11 protein-coding genes are annotated in these 15,569 nt (G+C 70.3%); 7 read left to right on the top strand and 4 right to left on the bottom strand.

Going from position 1 to position 15,569, the window contains the following annotated elements; genetic code table 11:
- Nucleotides 1–59 precede the first annotated feature (59 nt).
- Entirely contained in the window at nt 60–194 is a 135-nt protein-coding gene (locus tag PV734_RS20005; RefSeq protein WP_319094311.1) for a hypothetical protein, read from the bottom strand.
- A 217-nt stretch (nt 195–411) separates the two neighbouring features.
- On the opposite strand from PV734_RS20005, the gene PV734_RS20010 reads away from it, so the two are divergent.
- A complete protein-coding gene (locus PV734_RS20010; protein ID WP_319290662.1) occupies nt 412–1,656 on the top strand; it encodes an MFS transporter in 1,245 nt (414 codons plus the stop codon).
- 161 nt (nt 1,657–1,817) lie between these two features.
- Here the strand turns inward: PV734_RS20010 and PV734_RS20015 are convergent, their stop codons facing one another.
- The 3 genes from PV734_RS20015 to PV734_RS20025 all read right to left on the bottom strand — a co-directional run bounded on the left by PV734_RS20015 (nt 1,818) and on the right by PV734_RS20025 (nt 3,357).
- Nucleotides 1,818–2,111: a hypothetical protein gene (locus tag PV734_RS20015; RefSeq protein ID WP_319094313.1), complete on the bottom strand. Its 294-nt coding sequence runs from the start codon at nt 2,109–2,111 to the stop codon at nt 1,818–1,820.
- Between the two features lie 192 nt (nt 2,112–2,303).
- Nucleotides 2,304–2,558 (bottom strand): DUF5302 domain-containing protein, encoded by a 255-nt coding sequence (locus PV734_RS20020; protein WP_319094314.1) that lies wholly within the window; start codon nt 2,556–2,558, stop codon nt 2,304–2,306.
- A 103-nt stretch (nt 2,559–2,661) separates the two neighbouring features.
- Nucleotides 2,662–3,357 (bottom strand): SDR family NAD(P)-dependent oxidoreductase, encoded by a 696-nt coding sequence (locus PV734_RS20025; RefSeq protein WP_319094315.1) that lies wholly within the window; start codon nt 3,355–3,357, stop codon nt 2,662–2,664.
- A 102-nt stretch (nt 3,358–3,459) separates the two neighbouring features.
- Between PV734_RS20025 and PV734_RS20030 the strand changes: the two genes are divergently transcribed.
- From PV734_RS20030 to PV734_RS20055, 6 genes are all read left to right on the top strand, one after another.
- The gene (locus PV734_RS20030; RefSeq protein WP_319094316.1) at nt 3,460–4,338 is read left to right on the top strand and encodes a helix-turn-helix transcriptional regulator; all 879 of its coding nucleotides are present in this window, start codon (nt 3,460–3,462) and stop codon (nt 4,336–4,338) included.
- A gap of 198 nt (nt 4,339–4,536) precedes the next feature.
- The gene (locus tag PV734_RS20035) at nt 4,537–5,328 is read left to right on the top strand and encodes a DeoR/GlpR family DNA-binding transcription regulator (protein WP_319094317.1); all 792 of its coding nucleotides are present in this window, start codon (nt 4,537–4,539) and stop codon (nt 5,326–5,328) included.
- A gap of 356 nt (nt 5,329–5,684) precedes the next feature.
- Nucleotides 5,685–8,687, top strand: coding sequence for a TIM-barrel domain-containing protein (locus PV734_RS20040; RefSeq protein WP_319290664.1), 3,003 nt, complete (start codon nt 5,685–5,687; stop codon nt 8,685–8,687).
- A gap of 101 nt (nt 8,688–8,788) precedes the next feature.
- Nucleotides 8,789–10,660 carry a DUF4091 domain-containing protein gene (locus PV734_RS20045; protein WP_319094319.1) on the top strand — a complete coding sequence of 624 codons (1,872 nt, stop codon included), beginning with the start codon at nt 8,789–8,791 and terminating at the stop codon, nt 10,658–10,660.
- Nucleotides 10,657–14,331, top strand: coding sequence for a beta-galactosidase (locus PV734_RS20050; protein ID WP_319290666.1), 3,675 nt, complete (start codon nt 10,657–10,659; stop codon nt 14,329–14,331). The genes PV734_RS20045 and PV734_RS20050 overlap by 4 nt, the downstream gene beginning before the upstream one ends.
- Nucleotides 14,331–15,563: an SGNH/GDSL hydrolase family protein gene (locus tag PV734_RS20055; protein ID WP_319094321.1), complete on the top strand. Its 1,233-nt coding sequence runs from the start codon at nt 14,331–14,333 to the stop codon at nt 15,561–15,563. The genes PV734_RS20050 and PV734_RS20055 overlap by 1 nt, the downstream gene beginning before the upstream one ends.
- Nucleotides 15,564–15,569 lie beyond the last annotated feature (6 nt).

Consider the following 15,569-nt stretch of genomic DNA (forward strand, 5'->3'; position numbering starts at 1 on the left):
AGGGGCAGGGGCGGGCCCACCGGCTGGGGACGCCACCCCTGCCGGGTGCGCGCTGTGCGTCAGACGGTCAGGGCAGCCTGGTAGGAGGGAAGCCAGGCCCGCTCCGCGGGCGAGTCGGTGGCCACGTCCGGGGCCTCCTCCTCGAGATACGTCTCAGGAGCCAGCTCGGGTACGTCGATGTGGTCGATCAGCATGTCCTATCCCTTTCGGTCGGTGACGGAGCAGGTGGGGCAGGCGGATCGGCACCTCGGGGCCGACGGAGGAACGTGACCACCGGGCCGGAGGCGCCTGTACGCTGCACCATTCTCCGGCATCACACGTCCCAGGAAGATGGGACCACTGTCCCGGATCCTGTCCCGCCCCGGGGCACAACGGTGGACCGGACCACGGCACCCCCGGCACGCTACCCCCGTGACGATCACCCCTGATTCGAGCCGGCACGCCACCTACCGCGAAGTGCTGGCCGACCCTCGGTTCCGGCTGCTGTTCCTGACCCGAACCCTGACGGTCACCGCCGACTCACTACGGATCATGACCCTGTCGGTCCTGGTCTTCACGACAACCGGCTCACCTCTCCTGGGTGCCCTGACCTTCGGCGTCGGCTTTTTGCCACAGCTCGCGGGTTCGCTCTTCCTCGGTTCGCTCGCCGACCGGGTCCGCCCGCGCCCGCTCGTCGTCGCGGGCCACGTCCTGGCCGGCGCAACAGCCGCCGCGGCAGGGGTGCTTGCCCTGCCTGTGCCGGTGCTCCTCCTCCTGTTCGCCGCCGTGGCCTGTCTGACCCCTGTCTTCAGCGGCGTCTCCGTACGGCTCGTCGCCGAGACACTCACCGGCGACGCCTACGTCCTCGGGCGCTCACTGTCCAACATGGCCGCGTCCGGCGCCCAGTTGCTCGGTCTGGCCGGCGGCGGGGTCGCGATCGTGTCGCTGGGGCCGCGGAACTCACTGCTGCTCAGCTCGGCCGCGTATCTCGTCGCCGCGATCGGCGTTCGCGTACGACTGCCCGACCTGCCCGCGCCCGGCAGGGCGGCGCGGCCCGGCCCCGGTGCGTCGGTGCTCCGTCACAGCTGGACGGAGAGTGGCACACTCCTGGCCGACCGGACCGTACGGACGCTGCTGCTCGCCCAGTGGCTGCCTGCCGCGTTCGTCGCCGGCGCGGAGAGCCTGGTCGTCCCGTTCGCGGGCGGCCGGAACATGTCCGCCGGCTCCACCGGGACCCTGCTCGCCTGTCTGCCGGTCGGCATGCTCGCCGGGGACCTCGTCGTCGGCCGATTCCTCTCCCCCGCCGCACGGGAACGTCTGGTCCCGGCACTGGTGGTGGTCCTCGGCGCGCCGCTGCTCGTCTTCGCCGTCGATCCGCCGTGGCTGGTCTGCGCGGTGCTCCTGCTGATCACCGGGGCCGGTTTCGCCTACGGACTCGGCCTTCAGCGCCCCTTCCTGGACGCGGTCCCGGAAACAGCACGCGGCCAGGCGTTCGGCCTGCTCTCCGCCGGGATGATGTCGTCGCAGGGTCTGGGCCCCGTCGCGTTCGGGACCATCGCCGAGTTCAGCGACGCGGGAACGGCCATGGCGCTGTCCGGCCTGGCGACGCTGGGCATCGCCGCCCAACTGACCCGGCGACGCCCGGCGTCCGACGTCCGAGGTGCCGGCCCGGGGTGAAGCGCGGTCCCCACTGGGAGTTGTGCGCTGCCGGCGTCCCGCAGTCCCGCATGGCCACTCGCGGCTTCCGGACCTGGCGGGTGTCCCGTCGAGCACCTCGCCCGGGCAGGCTCGCGCCCAGGGGAGTCCGACGCTCGGCAGGGTCTCGCGATTCCGCACACTCAGGCGTTTGCCTGGCCATGCCACGGAGTCCGCCGCGGAGCGGCGTGGTGCACGGGGCCGCCGGCCCGGGAGGACTGCCGACGCCCCAGCCACACGGACGTCGCCGACAGCAGACCGGTGAAGACCAGCAGGAGGACCACCGACACCCACATTTGCCGGCCGCCGGGGTCGTCCCATCCTCCCAACGCGGCCGAGACCGCCCACAGGACGGCACCACCGGCATAGAAAAGGCGGATTCGGCGCAGTTGGCGCAGGGCTCGTACGGATGCGGAGTGATCGGTTTCCGGTGCCATGCCGACGCAGGTACCCCGATACTCACCTTCTACAAGCGGCCGACGAGGTCATCACGGCTCAACCAGCGACACGAACAGACCGCCCCCAACTTGGGGGCGGTCTGTCACAGCAGGTCACATCGCTTCCTCAGGCACGACCGGAATCCTGCTGAGCGGAGTCCGGCCCGGAGGTCGTCCGGAGGCGGTTCGGGCTCAGCCGCCGCTCTTGCGACGGAACGACCGCTGGCTCGCGGCCGGCCCGTGCGCGCCGTGGATCTTCGACCTGTCGCTGTTCGCGGCGCCGTCGACGGCGTCGGCCTGCTGACCGCGCTTGCGCGCGAGTGCCTCCCGGAACTTTCGCTTCAGGTCGTCCTGACCGTCGTCCTGCCCCTCGTCGTCGGGCGCGAGGGCAGCGCTCTCGCCGTCAACCGGCTCCGAAGCTTCGGGTGATGGAGACTCTGCAGCCATGGTGACCTCCTGGGACCGATCAGTGGAAAGCACAGCTTGTCATGCCGGGGACCGCTCCAACCCCCCCGCCCCGCATGGCCGACCGCCGTCGCGAAGCCGTGGATCACCAGGCCAGGTCACCATGACGGTCACGGAGGGTTCCGGACGGTCCGTCCGCCCCGATGGTGGCGAGCTCGACGATCGCGTCGGTCCCCTCGGTCACCGTCTGGGGGCCGCTGTGCCCGTTGAAGTCGGTCGCGGTGTAGCCCGGGTCGGCCGCGTTGACCTTCACGTCCGGCCAGGATTTCGCGTACTGGGTGGTCAGCATGGTCACGGCGGCCTTCGACGCCGTGTAGAGCGGCGCGATGGCACGCCCCTCGACGCGCTCGGAGTCGTGAGTGGCCGCGAAGGAACCCATACCGCTCGACACATTGACGATGACCGGGTTCGACGACCTGCGCAGGAGGGGCAGGAACGCGTGCGTGACCCGGACGATCCCCACGACGTTGACCTCGAACACAGCGTCGGCGTCGGCGGCCGTTATCCGGTCGGCGGAGCTGTGTGTCCCGAACACACCCGCGTTGTTGATCAGCACGTCGATGCCGCCCTCGCGGGCCTCGATGTCGGCGGCGGCCGCGGCCACCGACGCGTCGTCGGTCACATCGATCTGGACGAACCGCGCACCGAGCGCGTCGGCGGCGGCCCGGCCTCGCTCCGGATCACGAGCGCCGACGACGACGCTGTGGCCAACCTCGATCAGTCGGCGGGCGGTCTCGTATCCGAGGGACTTGTTGGCCCCGGTGATGAATGTTGTTGTCATGCGTTCACTGTCGGCCTGTGCCGTGAGGACAACCAGTGCCCGCTGCGACGGTAGGACTGCCAGTACCAGGCACGCCGGCTGTCCGGCGGACACAATGGTCGGGTGGACGAGACCCTGGGCACGGCATTGCGCCGTTGGCGCGACCGGCTTTCTCCCCTCGACGTCGGGCGGACCTCGCGGCCCGGACGGCGTGCCGCGGGGTTGCGACGCGAGGAACTCGCCGACCTCGCGGGACTGTCCGTCGACTACGTGGTACGGCTGGAGCAGGGGCGTGCGACGAGCCCTTCGGCGCAGGTCGTGGCGAGCCTGGCCAGGGCACTGCAGTTGCAACCCATGGAACGCGACCACGCCTACCGGCTGGCCGGCCTCCTCCCACCGCAGGTGGGGACGATCTCCGCACATGTTCCCGCGGGGGTCCAGCGGATGCTGGCACGCCTCGGGGAGTTCCCGGTGGGTGTGTTCAGTGCCGACTGGACCCTGCTGTCGTGGACTCCCGCGTGGACGGTCCTGCTGGGCGACCCCGGCGCACGGACCGACGTCGAGCGGAACCTGGTGCGGGCGGTCTTCGCCCCGGGATCCAGCGGGCTCGCGGCCTGGCCGGTGATCCAGGACGGCGACTCTCTGAACACCGCGCTCGTCGCCGATCTGCGCACGGCTCTCGTCGACTACCCGCGCGACCACGGACTGAGCGACCTGGTCACGGAACTGCGCTCCACCAGCGCGGAGTTCACCCGGCTGTGGGACGAGGGCGCCGTCGGTCCGCACGTCTCGGCCCGCAAGACCGTCGTGCACCCCCAGGTCGGCGAGGTGACGTGCGACTGCGACGTGCTCACCGTCCCGGGCTGCGACGTCCGTCTGGTCGTGTACACGGTGGCCGCCGGTTCCGTGGACGCCGAGAAACTGGACTTCCTGCGGGTCACGAACGGCCTGGGCGCCGACGGATCGTCACCTGCGGGGCCCGGCCTGTTCTCCACGCCGTGACGACCGGGCCGGCCTTTCCGGACGACGGCTTCCGGGCACAGCTCCCGTGTATGACGGCGTGACGGCAATCCTGGACGGTGTTGCAGGAAATTGCTGTTTTGGGGACGATAAATTGCTGAAATAGGCGTCGAGCGTCAGAAAAGTGCTGCCCTGCCGTGGTTTCATGGGCGCAAACCCCACCGACAGGGAGCGACTGAGATGGCGGCACCGCAGGCCAGGTGGAGCGCGCTGCTGGACTTGCTGACGCGCGACGGGCGTATCGAGGTCGAGGCGGCCGCGGCCGAACTCGCGGTGTCCGCCGCGACGATCCGGCGTGACCTCGACGAACTGGCTCGCCAGCAGATGGTCACCCGTACCCACGGTGGCGCGGTGATCAACGCGATCGCGTACGACCTGCCCCTGCGGTACAAGGCGGCACGCCACGCACCCGAGAAGGAACGCATAGCGCATGCGGCGGCCGGCCTGGTCAGGGCCGGAGCGGTGGTGGGTCTGAACGGCGGCACCACGACCACCGAGGTCGCGCGGGCGCTGGCGACCAGGAGCGACCTGGGCCCCGAGGGCGGTGCCGAGCCGTCGCTGACGATCGTCACCAACGCCCTGAACATCGCCAACGAGCTGGTCGTACGCCGCCATGTGAAGCTCGTCGTCACCGGCGGAGTGGCCCGCCCGGCCTCGTACGAACTGATCGGGCCGCTGGCCACCGAACTGCTCGCCGAGATCACGCTGGATCACGTCTTCATCGGTGTGGACGCGATCGACTCCGTGCACGGCGCGACCGCGCATCACGAGGGTGAGGCCAGCATCAACCGGGCGTTGGCGCGGCGCGCCCAGCAGGTTGTCGTGGTCGCCGACGCCTCCAAGCTGGGCAAGCGGGCGTTCGCGCGGATCTGTCCGTTGGAGGACGTCCATGTGCTGGTGACCGACAAGGACGCTCCCGCCGGGCTGATCGAGCCGTTCACCGCCGCCGGAGTGGAGATCATCCGCGCCTGAACATCCGCGCCCCGCACGGGCGTTCGCGACGGACGGCCATGCCGAACACCTCGCGGGCGACGAAGGTTCCGCGTGCGAGCGCGGACGGCCCGTCGGTCCCTGCTCCGTCGCCGACCGGATGGACCGCGGCACCTCCCAATTCAACGGACTTCCGAAGCCGGGCCCGCTGCCCGCGGCTCATGCCGTGAGCAGCGGGCCTTTCCGTCGTCGGCGGCGACTCCGGCCATCAGGGCCCCACAGGAATCAGGGAACGCATCGTTGACAGATGAATTTTCCTGCAAGAGTATGTGCGCAAAACTACAAGATCTTGCACAGCTTGTCAGAGACTCCATGCCTCTCCCCGCTGGAGGACACCAGTGCGTGCACAGCCCCGTAGAGTCGGCGCCTCACTCGCCGCCGCCCTGACCCTGACCATCGTCTCGCCGGGCACGGAAGTCCTCGCCCAGCCCGTGCGGGCCGATGCGGCCCCGCGGCCGAGGGTGACCGAAACCGCGGACGGCCTGACGCTGACCGTGCCGGCCGCCGGGAAGACCTCCGGCTACACCGTCGACATATCCACCGACCGCGAACTCGCCCTCACCACCGAGCGGGCCGGCACCCCCGTCCTCGCCACCGCGGCCGGTGACACGGGTGCCTTACGGTTCCGCTCGGGCGGCGCCTGGCAGCACGCCACCGACGTCACCGCCTGGAGCTGGAAGAACGGCGTCCTGACCCTGACCGCCGACACCACCCTCGACGGGGCCGGCATCCAAGCGCGGGTCACTCCGGCCGCCGACCGCTACCAACTCGACTGGAACGTCGAGGGAGTCGAGCCGGACCGGCTGGGACTCGCCTACGACCTGGCCTCCGCCGGGCACTGGTACGGGCACGGCGAGGCCGAGACACCGCAGGGCGGACCCGGCACCGACCAGCCCTGGCCACTGGACAGCGGTGAGGTCGAGCACCCGGCGTTCTCCCCCGCCTCGTACAACATGATCGACCCGTTCTGGTACACCGCCAGCTCGACCGGGCTCCGCGTCGACACCGGGAACGTCATGGACGTGGCGATCAACGAGGGCAAGGACGGACTGGGCCGCTTCGACGTACGGTCCGCCGACACCTACAAGGCCACCGTCTTCGTCGAGTCGTCACCGCTGGAGGTCTACCGCGACTACGTGGGCATCGTCGGGAAACCCGCGAAGAGCGACGCCACATACGAGCAGTACGCCAAACCCGTCTGGAACTCCTGGGCGCAGTTCTACACCGACATCGACCAGGAAAAGCTCCTCGACTACGCCACCGACCTGGGGGCCGCCGGGCTCGACGGGCACGCCCTGCAGCTCGACGACAAGTGGGAGTCGAACTACGGCAATCTGACCTTCGACGCCAAGGCCTACCCCGACCCGAAGGCCATGTCGAAGAAGATCCACGACCTCGGCCTCGGCTTCGGGCTCTGGACGACCCTGTGGATCAACCTCGACTCCGACAACTACCGGTTCGCCGTCGACAAGGGCTACCTGCTGGGGGACGCCGCCGACACCACCAAGCCGTGCACGGTGACCTGGTGGAACGGCACGGCGGGGATCATCGACCTCGCCAACCCGGACGCCAGGGCCTGGTACACCGGCCGCGTCAAGTCCCTGATGAGCGACTACGACATCGACGGCCTGAAGTTCGACACCCGCTTCTTCGACGACAAGTGCGCCCCGCGTGACGGATACAAGCCGACCGACTACCAGCGGCTCGGCACCGAACTCGCCGACGAGTTCGACCTGCAGGGCGTCGGCATCCGCGTGCACTGGGACTCCACGGCCCACCGCGCCGGGTTCGTCACCCGGCAGGTCGACAAGGGCACCGGCTGGAACTCGGTCCGCGCCTCGGTCACCCAGAACCTCGCGATCTCCACGATCGGCTACCCCTTCGTCACCACCGACATGATCGGCGGCTCCGGCGGCCAACCGGCCCCAGAAAAAGAGGTGTTGATCCGCTCGGCTCAGGTGGCGTCGCTGATGCCACTGATGTACTCGTCCACCTCACCCGTCGACACCATCGACGTGACGACCGGCCAGAAGGTCGTCTACGACCAGGAGACGATCGACCTCTACCGGGCGGCGGTCAAACGGCACGAACGTCTCGCGCCCTACATCTGGGACCAGGTCAGGGAGACTCTCAGAACCGGTGACCCGATCGTCCGGCCGCTGTTCTTCGACTTCCCGAAGGACAAGGCGGGTTACACCGTCCCGGACGAGTGGATGCTCGGCCCCGCCGTCCTCGCCGCCCCGCAGGTGACCGACAGGGCCACCCGGAACGTACATCTGCCGCCTGGCACCTGGTACGACGTCAACCAGGGCACCGTGATCCGCGGCCCGAAGGACCTCAAGGGTTACGGCGCTCCCCTCGGAGTCACCCCGGCCTTCGTGAACCTCAAGGCCAGGGGCGCCGACACCGCCCTGCGAGCCCTGCGGAGCAACGACGCTCCCGCCGCCTCCGTGCTGCTCGCCCCCGACGCACCGGAGACCACCAACGGCGAGGCCTTCGACATCACCACCACGACCACCAACTGGGGCTCCCGGCCGCTGCGGAAGGTCACCGTCACGCTGGCGGCGCCCACCGGCTGGCATGCCGAGGCCATGACAGCCGCGACCACCAGGTCCCTGACCGCCGGCGCCACGCTCACCACCCGGTGGAGAGTCACCCCGCCCGCCGACGCCGACTGGGGCAGCCACACCCTCACCGGGGCGGTGACCTACGACGGCGGTACGAAGGTCACCGACCGCGTCCCGGTGAAGGTGCGACCGGAGCCGGGTGCCGTCTCGGCTCCGTACCGCACCGCCGACAGCACCGGCGGCGCCCAGTTCGCCCAGGCGGGCGACCAGTTCGCCATCTGGGCGGGCGGCCAGGACCTGTCGGGCTGGAAGGACGAGAAGGCCGCCGTCTACGAGAGCGGCGTGGTCGGTGACAGAACCGCCGTGCGGGCGCGAGTCGTCTCGCAGAACTCCGCCAGCCCACTCGGCAAGGCCGGCATCGCCGTCGCCAACGACCTGGCCGCGCCCGAGAAGGGCGGCTACGCGGTCCTCGTCATGACGGACAAGTACGGCCTGGAGTTCCTGACCGACAGCGACGGCGACGGAAAGCTCGACACCTGGGCGGGCGGCGGACAGACCTACCACCCGGCCCACCTCAAGCTGGTGCGCGACGGCTCGACGTACACGGCGTACGCGAGCAAGGACGGCACCACCTGGTCCACCGTCGGCTCGGCCACGGTCGCCTCGGCCTCCGGCACCGGGGACGCGGGAGTGATCGCCTCAGCGGTCAACCTCAACTACCCCGGCGAACGGATCCGGGCCGTCTTCGACGACTTCTCCGTCACCGCGTCCTGACCGGTCACCACCCCCTGGTGCTCCCGGTCGTCGCAGGCCGGGAGCACCCCCGCCGCCACCTTCGGCAGCACCCGACGACCCTTTTCCGAAAGGGATCCACCATGCCATGGCCCACCCGCGTACCCGCACGCGTAACCGCCCTCGCCGCCGCCTTCCTCGCCGGCGCGCTCGTCGCGACGACCACGACCGTCATCGCGGCCACCGGCGACGACGACCGGCGGAAACCCACCACCACCTGGCTGACCGTGAAGGTCGCGGACGCCATGGGCACCAGGGACACCATCACCTGGGTGCCCACCGGATCCTTCGCGAGCTCGGCCGAGGTCCGCGTGCCGCGCTATCCGATGACCGCCATCGAGGGCAGGGACACCAAGGAACTCACCCTGGACGCCGTACGCGGCGAGCAGGTCTCCGCGCAGCTGGCCATCGCCTCCGGCAGGAACCTCGACGACGTGAAGGCGAGGGTCGGCGATCTGACCGGGCCGGGCGGCGCGAAGCTCGACGGTGACAGTACGCGGGTGCGGTTCGTGAAGTACGTGCCCGTACAGCGCTCCAAGAGCGAGGTCGACTGGTCGGCCACCATCGACCAGGTCAGCTCCGCCAGGGAGGTGTCGGGCGACCGCGATCCGGACGTCGTCGGCGACCCGCTGGAGGAGCGCTCCTCGGTCGACGTGCCCGCGTACGCCGCGCAGCCGCTCTGGTTCACCTTCCGCATCCCGAAGGCCGCCCGCCCCGGCACGTACAGGGGCACGGTCCGCGTCGACGTCGACGGCGGCACCCTGGCCACGTACCCGCTCACCATCGATGTCGCCGACGCCACCGTGCCCGCCCCCGCCGACTACCGGTTCTTCCTCGACGTCTGGGCGCAGCCGGAGACCATCGCCCAGGCGCACGGGGTCAAGCCGTGGTCGAAGGAGCACTGGAAGCTGATCGAGGCGTACAACCGCGATCTGGCGTCGCGCGGCCAGAAGGTCATCAACACGACGATCGTCGACAACCCCTGGCACCACCAGTGGTCGCTCGGCACCCGGGAGTCGCAGACCGCGACGCCGTACACCAGCATGGTCGGCTGGAAGTGGAACGGGACCGGGTTCGCCTTCGACTTCGACCGCTGGGACAAGTACGTCGAGACCGCCAGGAAGGCCGGTCTCGGCCCCGACATCGGCGCCTTCTCGATGCTGGCCTTCCAGGACCAGGAACACCTCACCTACACCGACACCCGCACCGGGAAGACCGTCTACGAGAACGTCGATCTGGGCGGGAACCGCTGGCGGCAGGCCTGGGGCGCCTATCTGCGCGCCTTCGAGGCCCATCTGAGGAAGAAGGGCCGCCTCCAGGACGCCTGGCTGTCCTTCGACGAGCGGCCGATCGGCACCATGACGGTGGTCAAGGACTTCGTGCACGAAGTGGCGCCGGTCTTCGACGACCGTATCTCCGTCGCCGGATCGATCACCACGGAGGGCGTCGCGTCGAACCTGTCGGTGGACTGGGGCGGCATCGACGCGATGACGAAGGAGAAGGCGGCCGAGCGTCGCGCGGCCGGCAGGACCACCACGTTCTACGTGTACGGCGCGCCCGCCCACCCCAACACGCTGTCCTACTCCCCCGCCGTCGAATCGCGGATGCTGCCGTGGATCTCCGCGCGGCGCGACCTCGACGGGTTCCTGCGCTGGTCGTACAACAGCTGGACCAGCGACCCCTTCAAACAGCCCGTGCACATCTTCACCCAGGGCGACGAGTATCTCGTCTACCCCGGGAGGAACGGGCCGATGTCCAGCATCCGCTGGGAGCAACTCAAGGAAGGCATCGAGGACTTCGAGCTGATCGCGCAGCTCCGCGAGAAGGACGGCGGTGACAGTACCGCTCTCACGGAGGCCCTCACGAAGGCCACTCGGGACCTGGACGGCCGTACGAAGAACGTCACCGACATCGAGACCGCCCGGGCGGCCGTGGTGAAGGGACTGACCTCATGAGACGGCACCTGGGATCGCTGCTGCTCGCCTCGGTGCTGGCCACCACGTCCCTGGGCGCTCCGGCCGCCACCGCCGCCGCTCCCCCGACGCAGGCGCAGGCACAGGCACAGGCGGTGCCCGCGGCGGGGAGACCGCACTCGGTCACCTACGACCAGTACTCGGTGCGGGTCGACGGCGAACCCCTGTACATCTGGGGCGCCGAGCTCCACTACTTCCGGCTGCCCAGTCCGGACGCCTGGCGTGACGTGCTGCAGAAGATCAAGGCGGGCGGGTTCAACGCCGTCTCGCTCTACTTCGACTGGGGCTACCACTCCGCCCAGCCTGGCTCGTACGACTTCACCGGCATCCGTGACGTGGAGCGGCTGCTCGACGAGGCCGAGCGCGCCGGTCTTTACGTCATTGCCCGGCCCGGCCCCTACATCAACGCCGAGGTCTCCGGGGGTGGCTTCCCGGCGTGGCGCAAGACCCGCGCGGGCGTGAACCGCACCTCCGAGGAGGGGTATCTGAAGGACGCCCGGGAGTGGATGAGCCGGATCAACCCGATCATCGCGCGGCACCAACTCACGCGCGGCACAGGCTCGGTGATTTTGTATCAGGTCGAGAACGAGTACCAGGGCGGACGCCACGACGCCGACTACATGCAGACGCTCATCGACTGGGCGAAGGAGGACGGCATCGACGTGCCGACCTTCGTCAACGACGGTGGCGCCAACCGGAACTGGGTGAGCGGCAAGGGCGCCCCCGACATCTACGGTTTCGACGCCTACCCGCAGGGCTTCGACTGCGAGAACCCGGACGCCTGGAAGAACCTGCCCGACTATTCCCACGTCAACGACTGGAAACCCGAGTCACCGCTGATCATCCCCGAGGCCCAGGGGGGCGCCTTCGACCCGTGGGGCGGCACCGGTTACCAGGACTGCGGGAAGCTCACCGGCACCGCCTTCACCCGGGTGTTCAGCAAGATGAACATCGCCGCCGGGGTCTCCGGTCAGTCCTTCTACATGACGTACGGCGGCACCAACTGGGGCTGGCTCGCCGACCCGAACGCCGTCTACACGTCGTACGACTACGGCGCCCCGATCAACGAGTCCCGCCAACTGACGGAGAAGTACCAGGAGTTCAAGCGGCTCGGCTACTTCGTCAACTCGGTCGGCGCACTGGCTCGGACCGACAGGGCCGAGGCGCCCGTCCTCTCCGACGACGCGCTGCGCGTCGACCGGCGCGTCAACCCCGACGACGGCACCCAGTTCCTCACCGTCCGGCACGCCGACACCCGGGTCAAGGACAGGGACGAGACCACCCTGTCCCTGAGCGGCTCGGACGGCGACTACCCGCGCGTACCACAGCGGGGCGCGATCACCGTCGACGGCCGGGACGCGAAACTCCTCGTCGCCGGCTACGACCTGGGCGACCAGCGGCTCGTCTACTCCACCTCGGAGATCATGACGCACGCGACGATCGGCGGCCGTGAGGTGGCCCTGCTGTACGGGCGTGCGGGCGAACCCGGCGAAACCGTACTGCGGTACGCGAAGCGGCCCCGGGTGCGGGTGCTCGCCGGGGAGGTCGGCACCGCCTGGGACGCCGAACGCGGCGACCTGCGGCTGAACTACACCCACAAGGGCCTGGCCCGGGTGCTGGTGAACGGCCTGGAGCTGCTGATCGCCGATGTCGCCGAGACCGCGCACTGGTGGCGGCAGGACACCGCCGACGGGCCGGTCCTGGTACGCGGCCCGTCCCTGGTCCGTACGGCGGAGGTCAAGGGCGGCGTCCTGAGGCTGACGGGTGACTCGACCGGGGCCGCCAGGATCGAGGTCATCGCCAACACGCGGAAGGCGACCTGGAACGGCCGCAGGACCACAGTCACCGAGGCACCGCGCGCGGTACGGCTGCCCGCGCTGACGACCTGGAAGTACAAGGAGGAGGCCCCCGAGAGCGCCCGGGACTTCGACGACTCCACCTGGCCCACCGCCGCCCGCCTGACCGCCGCCAACGCCGAACTGAACGGCTCGCTGCCGGTGCTGGCGATGGACGAGTACGGCTTCCACCACGGCGATGTCTGGTACCGGGGCCGGTTCAGGACCACCGGCGCGGCGACCGCGCTCGCGCTGAACGCCGACACCGGTCCCACCGGCCAGTACGCGGTCTGGTTCAACGGCCGTTACCTCGGCAGCTCCGGCGACGGCGCACACACCTTCGGCATCCCGGCGGGCGCGCTCAAGGACGCCGGCGACAACGTGCTCGCCGTCCTCGTCGAGAACGCCGGCCACAACGAGGAATGGGGCCACGACTACTCCAAGGAACCACGCGGCCTGCTCGGCGCCGAGGTGATCGGCGGTGCCTCCACCCTCACCTGGAAGATCCAGGGCGGCAGGGGCGGCGAGAACCCTGTCGACACCGCACGAGGTCCCTACAACAACGGCGGTCTGTACGGAGAGCGGGCCGGCTGGTCGCTGCCGGGTTATCCGGACGGCGGCTGGCAGAGCACCTCACTGTCCGCGTCCGCCCGGTCCGGGGCCGTGGAACCCGGGGTCCGCTGGTACCGCACCGGTGCGAATCTCGATCTGCCGACGGGCCAGGACAACGCCCTCGCGCTGGACCTCGCGGAGCCCGAGGGCGGCAGCACGGCGTACCGCGCCCAGATCTTCGTCAACGGCTGGCTGATCGGCCGCTATCTGCCCGGCACCGGGCCCCAGACACGGTTCGTCGTGCCCAAGGGCATCCTGCGCGAGCAGGGGGACAACACCGTCGCCCTGGCGGTCTGGTCCACCGGGAAGGCGGCGGGCCCCGGTTCGGTGAGACTCGTCGACCTCGGCGCGAGTGCCGGCGGCATCAAGGTGAACACGGTGTCCGCGCCCTCGTACGACGCGAGGACCTACGCCATGCCCGCCCCGGGCGCGCGGGTCACGGTGCACGCCGAGCCGTTCCTGAGCACCGGCACGGCCGCCGAGGTCCCGGTCACGCTAACCGTGCCGAAGGACGCCCCCACCGCCCGCGACGTCGAGGTGTCACTGACCGTCCCGGACGGCTGGACCTCGACCGCCGACGGCGCCACCGTCTTCGACCGGGTCAGGCCCGGCGCGTCGGTGACCGTCCACTACACCGTGACCCCGCCCGCCGAACCGGTTCACTACGCCGTGCTGTCCGCGACCGCCGGACTGAGACAGCCGGGTCGCCCGAGGAGTGTCACCGGGGAACGGGCCGTGCAGGTGCCGCCACCAGGGCTCTCCAAGGACGCCTACGTCAGCGACCTGACCCTGGTCAAGGCGGTCAACGGCTGGGGTCCGGTCGAGAAGGACCTGTCCAACGGTGAGGCCGCGGCGGGCGACGGACGGACCCTCACCATCGCCGGGACCGCCTACGGCAAGGGTCTCGGCGTCCACGCGAACAGCCGGGTCGGGGTCTACCTGGGCGGCGGCTGCACCCGGTTCTCCACCGTCGCCGGGCTGGACGACGAGGTCGGTGACGGCGGCAGCGTCTCCTTCCAGGTGGTCGCCGACGGCCGCACCCTCGCCACCACCCCGGTCCTGTCCGGCTCCGACGGCGGCACCACCCTCGACGTGGACGTGTCCGGCGCCCGCTGGCTGGACCTGGTCGTCGACGGGGACGGCGATGTCTCCAGCGACCACGCCGACTGGGCGGGCGCCCGGTTGACCTGCGCGGACGGTTCCTGATGGCCGTCTCGACGCGGGCGATACGCGGAGGCCCCATCGCTCTGCTGCTGGCGCTCATCGCCGTCCTGGCGGGGCCGGTGGCACCCGCCGAGGCCGGCCGAGGAGCCGAAGGGCACGGCTGGACGGGCACGTGGGCGACGGCTCCGAGCGAGCACTACGAGGTCTCCGGGATGTCCGAGGCCACGGTGCGGATGCCGGTGCGCACCAGCGTCGGCGGCTCCCGGGTACGCGTCCGGCTGTCCAACGCGTACGCCACCGAGCCGGTGACGATCGGTCACGCGACCGTGGGGCTCCGCGACGGCGGCTCCGCGGTCGAGCGGCCGTACGAGGTGCGATTCGGCGGGAAGCCGCAGGTGACGATCCCGGCGGGCGGCACAGCCGTCAGCGACCCGGTCCGGTTCCCGCTGTCCGCCGGTGCCGACCTGGTGGTCAGCCTCTATCTGTCCGGTCGGGTCACCCACATCACCGACCACTGGTGGGCGCAGCAGACCGTGTACTGGACGGACTACGGGGCGGGCGACCATGCCGCCGACACCGGCGGTGACGCCTTCACCTGGACCACCACGAGCTGGCCGTTCCTCTCCGGCGTCGACGTGAGCGCGCCCGGGGCGGGGGCGGTGGTGGCGCTCGGCGACTCGATCACCGACGGGTCCTACTCGACGGCCGACACCAACCGGCGCTGGCCCGACCTGCTGTCCGCGCGGCTGAACGCGTGCCGGCCCGGCGCCGGGGTGCTCAACGCGGGTATCACCAGCAACCGGATCACCGCCGGGACGGAGACCAACCCGTCGGCGCCGGACCGTCTCGAACGGGATGTGCTGTCCCAGCCGGGGGCGAGGACCCTGATCCTCTTCGAGGGGATCAACGACCTCGGCGGGGCGAGTGCGGGGCAGATCATCGCCGGGATGCGGACCATCGCGCGCCGGGCCCACCAACGCGGTGTGCGCGTCGTCGGCGCCACCATCACCCCGTACATGGGCTTCACCTGGGGTGGCTGGACCGAGGAGACGGAGGCGCGGCGCCGGCGGGTCAACGCGTTCGTACGGCACTCCGCCCAAGTCTTCGACGACTACGCCGACTTCGACCGGGCGGTACGCGACCCGGCGGACCCGCGCAGGCTCGCCGAGACGTACGACTCGGGCGACCATCTGCATCCCAACGACGCCGGTATGCAGGCGCTCGCCGACTCCATCGACCTGACGTCGCTCGGCCTCGGCCGCGGCTGTTCCTGAGGAGGA

It is taken from the genome of Streptomyces sp. AK08-02, assembly GCF_033795085.1.
Lineage (GTDB): Bacteria > Actinomycetota > Actinomycetes > Streptomycetales > Streptomycetaceae > Streptomyces > Streptomyces echiniscabiei.